The following is a 4,710-nucleotide window of genomic DNA, read 5'->3' as shown; positions in this document are numbered from 1 at the left end:
CGTCGCCCACCGACCTGATGGGTGCGCTGCCGGTTGCCGTCGCCGCGCTCGTGCGCCGGCAGATGGGCCAGGCGCCGATCGCGCCCGATCCCACCCTGGGGACCGCCGCCGACCTGTTGCGGATGATGCAGGGCAGGGCGGCCGACCCGGCGGCAGTGCATGCACTCGACACCTACTTCACCGTCATGGCCGAAAGCGGTCTTAGCGCATCGGCCTTTACCGCTCGGGTTGTTGCGTCCACTCGGGCTTCGCTGACCGCTGCTGTCCTCGCCGCCTGGTGCGCCTTCACCGGGGTCCTGCACGGCGCCGCTCCCGGTCCGACCCTCGATCTGCTGGACGAAGCCGAACGCCAGGCCGACCTGGACGGCTGGCTGGAAGCGAAGCTGCGCGCCGGCGAACGCCTGATGGGATTCGGGCACCGCGTCTTCCAAGGCAACGACCCGCGCGCCGCCGAGATGCGCCGAGCGCTCGCGGCCATGGGACCCGCGGCGGGGCGGCTGGCGTTCGCGGCGACGCTGGAGCGGGCCGTGGCCGCCGCGATCCAGCGGGTCAAGCCGGGCCGCACGCTCCCGCCCAATGTCGAGATCACCGCCGCCCTGCTCCTCGACGCCGTCGGCATCGCGCGGGATGCGTTCACCCTGGTCTTCGCCGTCGGCCGCTGCCCCGGATGGATCGCACATGTGCTGGAACAGCGCCGGACGGGGCGGCTGATGCGTCCCGCCTCGGCCTATGTCGGACCGCCGATCGGCTAGAAGTACCTCTGGATAACGTCTTCCACGATAGTATATCCTCCGAAGAGCCGTCTTCGGAGGCAGATATGATCTTCCGCCAGCTTTTCGATGCGACATCCGGCACTTACACCTACTTGCTCGCCTCCCGCCGCGGCGGTGAGGCGCTGATCATCGACCCGGTGCTGGAGAAGGTGGACCGTTATCTGGCCCTGATCCGTGACTTGGACCTGCGGCTGGTGAAGGCAGTCGACACGCATCTGCATGCCGACCACATCACCGGCCTGGGGGCGCTGCGCGACAGCACACAGTGCATCACGGTGATGGGCGAGCAGTCTCAGGTCGACGTCGTCTCCATGCGCCTGTCCGACGGCGACCGGCTGCGCATCGAGGGACTGGATCTGGAGGCGATCTATACGCCCGGCCATACGGACGACTCCTATTGCTTCCGCATGGCCGACCGCGTCTTCACCGGCGACACGCTGTTGATCCGCGGCACCGGCCGCACCGATTTCCAGAACGGGTGCCCGCGCGCGCAATACGATTCGATCTTCAACCGCCTGCTGCGCCTGCCGGAGGAGACGCTGGTCTTCCCCGCCCATGACAACAAGGGCGATACGGTCAGCACGATCGGTGAGGAACGGCGCAGCAATCCCAGGCTTCAGATCAGGTCGGTCGAGGAATACGAGGCGCTGATGAACGGCCTCAACCTGTCCAATCCCAAGATGATGGACGTGGCGGTGCCGGCCAATATGCGCCAGGGCCTGGCGCAAGCGGAGATCGCGCGCCTTGGTTGGGCCATAACCGCCGAGGAGGCGCTGGCCCTGGTCGGACAGCCCGACATCGTGCTGATCGACCTGCGGGAGAAGGCGGAACGGCTGAAGCATCCGGGGATCGCGGGCGCCTTGCCGGCACCGTACGGCGACCTGGCGGAGAACATCCAGGAAGGCGGGCTGGTCCACGACCTCGTCGCCGCCACGGGCCGTCGGCTGGTGTTCTACTGCGCGTTCGGCGAACGCTCCGCCATGGCCGTCAGGGCGGCACGCCAGGCCGGGTTAGGGAACGCGTTCCATATCCATGGCGGGCTGGATGCGTGGAACCGGCTGGGCGCGTCCACGGCCCATTGAGGGTGGCCCGCGGAAGCGAGAGGTCTCCACATCGTCATGACCCGGCTCAACGTGGGGGAACCAACCGATGATGGGGGATAGCCGTCCCCCGATCAGCTATCCTGTTCGGGGGCGGGCGCGCTGTTGAGCTGGATGTATCGTTCGATCCCCACCAGCTTGATCAGGTCGAACTGCCGCTCGAGGAAGTCGACGTGCTCCTCCTCGTCGTCCAGGATCTTCCGCATCAGGTCACGGGACACGTAGTCGCGGATGCTCTCGCAATAGGCGATGCCGTCCCGCAGGTCGACCATTGCCTTCTCTTCCAGCTTGTAGTCGCAGCGCAGCATCTCCTCGACCGTCTGACCGACCAGCACCTGGTTCATCCGTTGCACGTTGGGCAGCCCGTCCAGGAACAGGATGCGTTCGATCAGCCAGTCGGCGTGATGCATCTCCTCGATCGACTCGGAATATTCCTTTTTCCCGAGGAGCGTGACCCCCCAATGCTTCAGCGTCCGCGCATGCAGAAAATACTGATTGATGGCCGTGAGTTCGTTGGTCAGCACCGTATTGAGGTACTCGACCACCTTCGGATCCCGCAGCATGCCTGCCTCCTGTATCCTAGCAGGTCAACTTGCCCCAGGTATCAGGCCGAAGCAAACTCTGCCGGGTCGCTTCCGTGCAGGGCGTCTCGGACCATGCCGCACAGCGTTCGCACGCAGGCGCCGCATTGCGCCCGGCAGCCGCAACATTCGAAGACCTCGGCGGGACGCCGGGCACCGTGCGAGTCGGTGGCGCGGCGAATGTCAGCGTCGGTCAGGGCGTTGCAAAAGCAGATATACACGGGCGTCCCTCAGCTTACCCGAGACGCTGATAGCAAGGTTGCGAGTAATTCGCAATTGCAGATTTGCAAGGGTGCGATGCGATTCTGCAGAGTCTCGCTCCCCGCTCCCGCCTGAAGCGAAGAGCGAGGCAGCCGCCTCTATCGTTCCTGCATGCCGATGAAGCCGACCAACCGCTCCGTCTCCGCCACGATCGGGTCGGCGATTTCGGCCGCGCGCGCCGCGCCGATCCGCAGCGTCTGGATCAGCAGGTCCGGGTCTTTCAGCAGCCGCTCCGTCTCCGCCGCGATCGGCGACAGCTTGGACACGACGAGATCGGTCAGCACCTGCTTGAAGGTCCCGAACCCGGCCCCGCCGTGATCGCGCAGCACCGCCGCGTGGTCGGTATCGGTCAGGGCGGCATAGATGCCGACAAGGTTCCGTGCCTCCGGCCGGTTCTCCAGCCCGGCGACCTCGGACGGCAGCGGCTCCGGGTCCGTCTTGGCGCGGCGGATCTTCAGCGCGATCGTGTCGGCGTCGTCGCTCAGGTTGATGCGGCTCTGGTCCGAGGGATCGGACTTCGACATCTTCTTGGTCCCGTCGCGCAGGCTCATGACCCGAGCGGCCGGGCCCAGGATCATCGGCTCGATGTTGGGGAAGAAGTCGACGCCGTAATCGTGGTTGAATTTCTGGGCGATGTCGTTCGCCAGCTCCAGATGCTGGCGCTGGTCGTCGCCCACCGGCACGCGGGTCGCGTGATAGGCGTGAATGTCGGCGGCCATCAGGTTCGGATAGACATAAAGGCCGGCCGAGGCGTTCTCCCGGTCCTTGCCGGCCTTGTCCTTGAACTGCGTCATCCGGTTCAGCCAGCCGAGCCGGGCGATGCAATTGAAGATCCAGGCGAGGCGGGCATGCGCGTGCACGGCCGATTGCAGGAACAGGATGTGCTTCGACGCGTCCAGCCCGCAGGCCAGCAGCACCGCCGTCATCTCCAGCGTCTGCTGCCGCAGTTCGGCCGGGTTCTGCCAGACGGTGATCGCGTGCAGGTCGACGACGCACCAGATGCAGTCGTGGTCGTCCTGCATTTTGATCCAGTTGCGGATCGCGCCCAGATAGTTGCCCAGGGTTGGAATCCCGGACGGCTGGATGCCGGAAAACACGCGTTGCATCGAACTCAGACCTCGTTGGTTGTCGTCTCCGCCGCGGCTGGGCCTTGGGACCGGCTGCGGCGACGAGCCATCATACGCGCGACGTCCCGCAGATCATACGCCCCCGTTAGCTGGGCAGCGATGCCGTAGACCAGCATCCCCGCGACGATCAGCGCGCCCAGGGCGGCATAGCGCGCCAGGCCGTGCAGCGGCGCGCGGAACAGCCACTCGCGCAGGACCCACAGCACGCCAGCCATGATCACCGCCGACCCGGCCATCGCCGACACCCGCCGGTAGAGCAGCGCATCCATCCGCAGATGCCCGCGCCGCAGCAGGATCACGCCCAGCGCGCCGACATTGGCGATCGCGGCCAGGCTGGTCGCCAGCGCCGGCCCGATATGCGCCAACGGGGTCATGAACAGCAGGTTCAGCCCCAGGTTCAGCAGCACGCATCCGATGCCGACCTTCACCGGCATCGACGTGTCGCCCCGCGCGAAGAAGGCGGGCATCAGCACCTTCACCGTCACGAAGGCCGGCAGGCCGATCGCGTAGGCGGCCAGCGACTGGGAGGAAAACAGCACGCTCGTCGCACCGAACGCGCCCCGGCCGAACAGCACCTGGATGACCGGATAGGCACAGACGATCAGCGCCAGCGCCGCCGGCAGCGTCAGGAACAGCGCGTATTCCACCGCTCGGTTCAGCGTGCCGAGCGCCTGGGCCGCCTCGCCGCCGCGGACCTGGCGGGAGAGGGCGGGCAGCAGCGCGGTGCCGACCGCGGTCCCGATCACCCCCAGCGGCAGTTGCTGCACCCGGTCGGCGTAATACAGGACGGATACGGTGCCCGGCGGCAGCAGGCTGGCGATGATGACGTCCACCGCCAGGTTGAGCTGCGTCACCCCGGCGCCGATCA

General features: G+C 66.8%; 6 protein-coding genes. 2 read left to right on the top strand and 4 right to left on the bottom strand.

Annotation, left to right across the window (positions count from 1 at the left end):
* On the top strand, nt 1-752 hold a 752-nt coding region (locus VHB27_RS00945), incomplete at its 5' end, for a citrate/2-methylcitrate synthase (RefSeq protein ID WP_325596762.1).
* A gap of 65 nt (nt 753-817) precedes the next feature.
* Nucleotides 818-1,855: an MBL fold metallo-hydrolase gene (locus tag VHB27_RS00940; protein ID WP_325596760.1), complete on the top strand. Its 1,038-nt coding sequence runs from the start codon at nt 818-820 to the stop codon at nt 1,853-1,855.
* A 92-nt stretch (nt 1,856-1,947) separates the two neighbouring features.
* Here the strand turns inward: VHB27_RS00940 and bfr are convergent, their stop codons facing one another.
* The 4 genes from bfr to murJ form a co-directional block, all read right to left on the bottom strand.
* On the bottom strand, nt 1,948-2,436 hold the full coding sequence (gene bfr / locus VHB27_RS00935; protein ID WP_325596758.1) for a bacterioferritin: 489 nt from the start codon (nt 2,434-2,436) through the stop codon (nt 1,948-1,950).
* A gap of 41 nt (nt 2,437-2,477) precedes the next feature.
* Complete coding sequence (locus VHB27_RS00930; protein ID WP_325596756.1) at nt 2,478-2,675, bottom strand: (2Fe-2S)-binding protein; 198 nt, start codon at nt 2,673-2,675, stop codon at nt 2,478-2,480.
* 138 nt (nt 2,676-2,813) lie between these two features.
* Nucleotides 2,814-3,821, bottom strand: a complete 1,008-nt coding sequence (gene trpS, locus VHB27_RS00925; RefSeq protein ID WP_325596754.1) for a tryptophan--tRNA ligase — start codon at nt 3,819-3,821, stop codon at nt 2,814-2,816.
* Nucleotides 3,822-3,826: 5 nt separating this feature from the next.
* Nucleotides 3,827-4,710 (bottom strand): murein biosynthesis integral membrane protein MurJ (murJ, locus tag VHB27_RS00920; RefSeq protein WP_325596752.1); only part of this gene is annotated, 884 nt, incomplete at its 5' end.

The sequence above is a fragment of the Rhodopila sp. genome (assembly GCF_035548235.1).
Lineage (GTDB): Bacteria > Pseudomonadota > Alphaproteobacteria > Acetobacterales > Acetobacteraceae > Rhodopila.
Note: the sequence above shows the minus strand (reverse complement) of the source record. Positions and strands in the feature narration are given on the sequence as shown.

Bases quoted from the DNA above. Each gene is read 5' to 3' on its own strand.
- trpS (WP_325596754.1), bottom strand. From the start codon at position 3,821: ATGCAACGCGTGTTTTCCGGCATCCAGCCGTCCGGGATTCCAACCCTG.
- VHB27_RS00940 (WP_325596760.1), top strand. From the start codon at position 818: ATGATCTTCCGCCAGCTTTTCGATGCGACATCCGGCACTTACACCTAC.
- bfr (WP_325596758.1), bottom strand. From the start codon at position 2,436: ATGCTGCGGGATCCGAAGGTGGTCGAGTACCTCAATACGGTGCTGACC.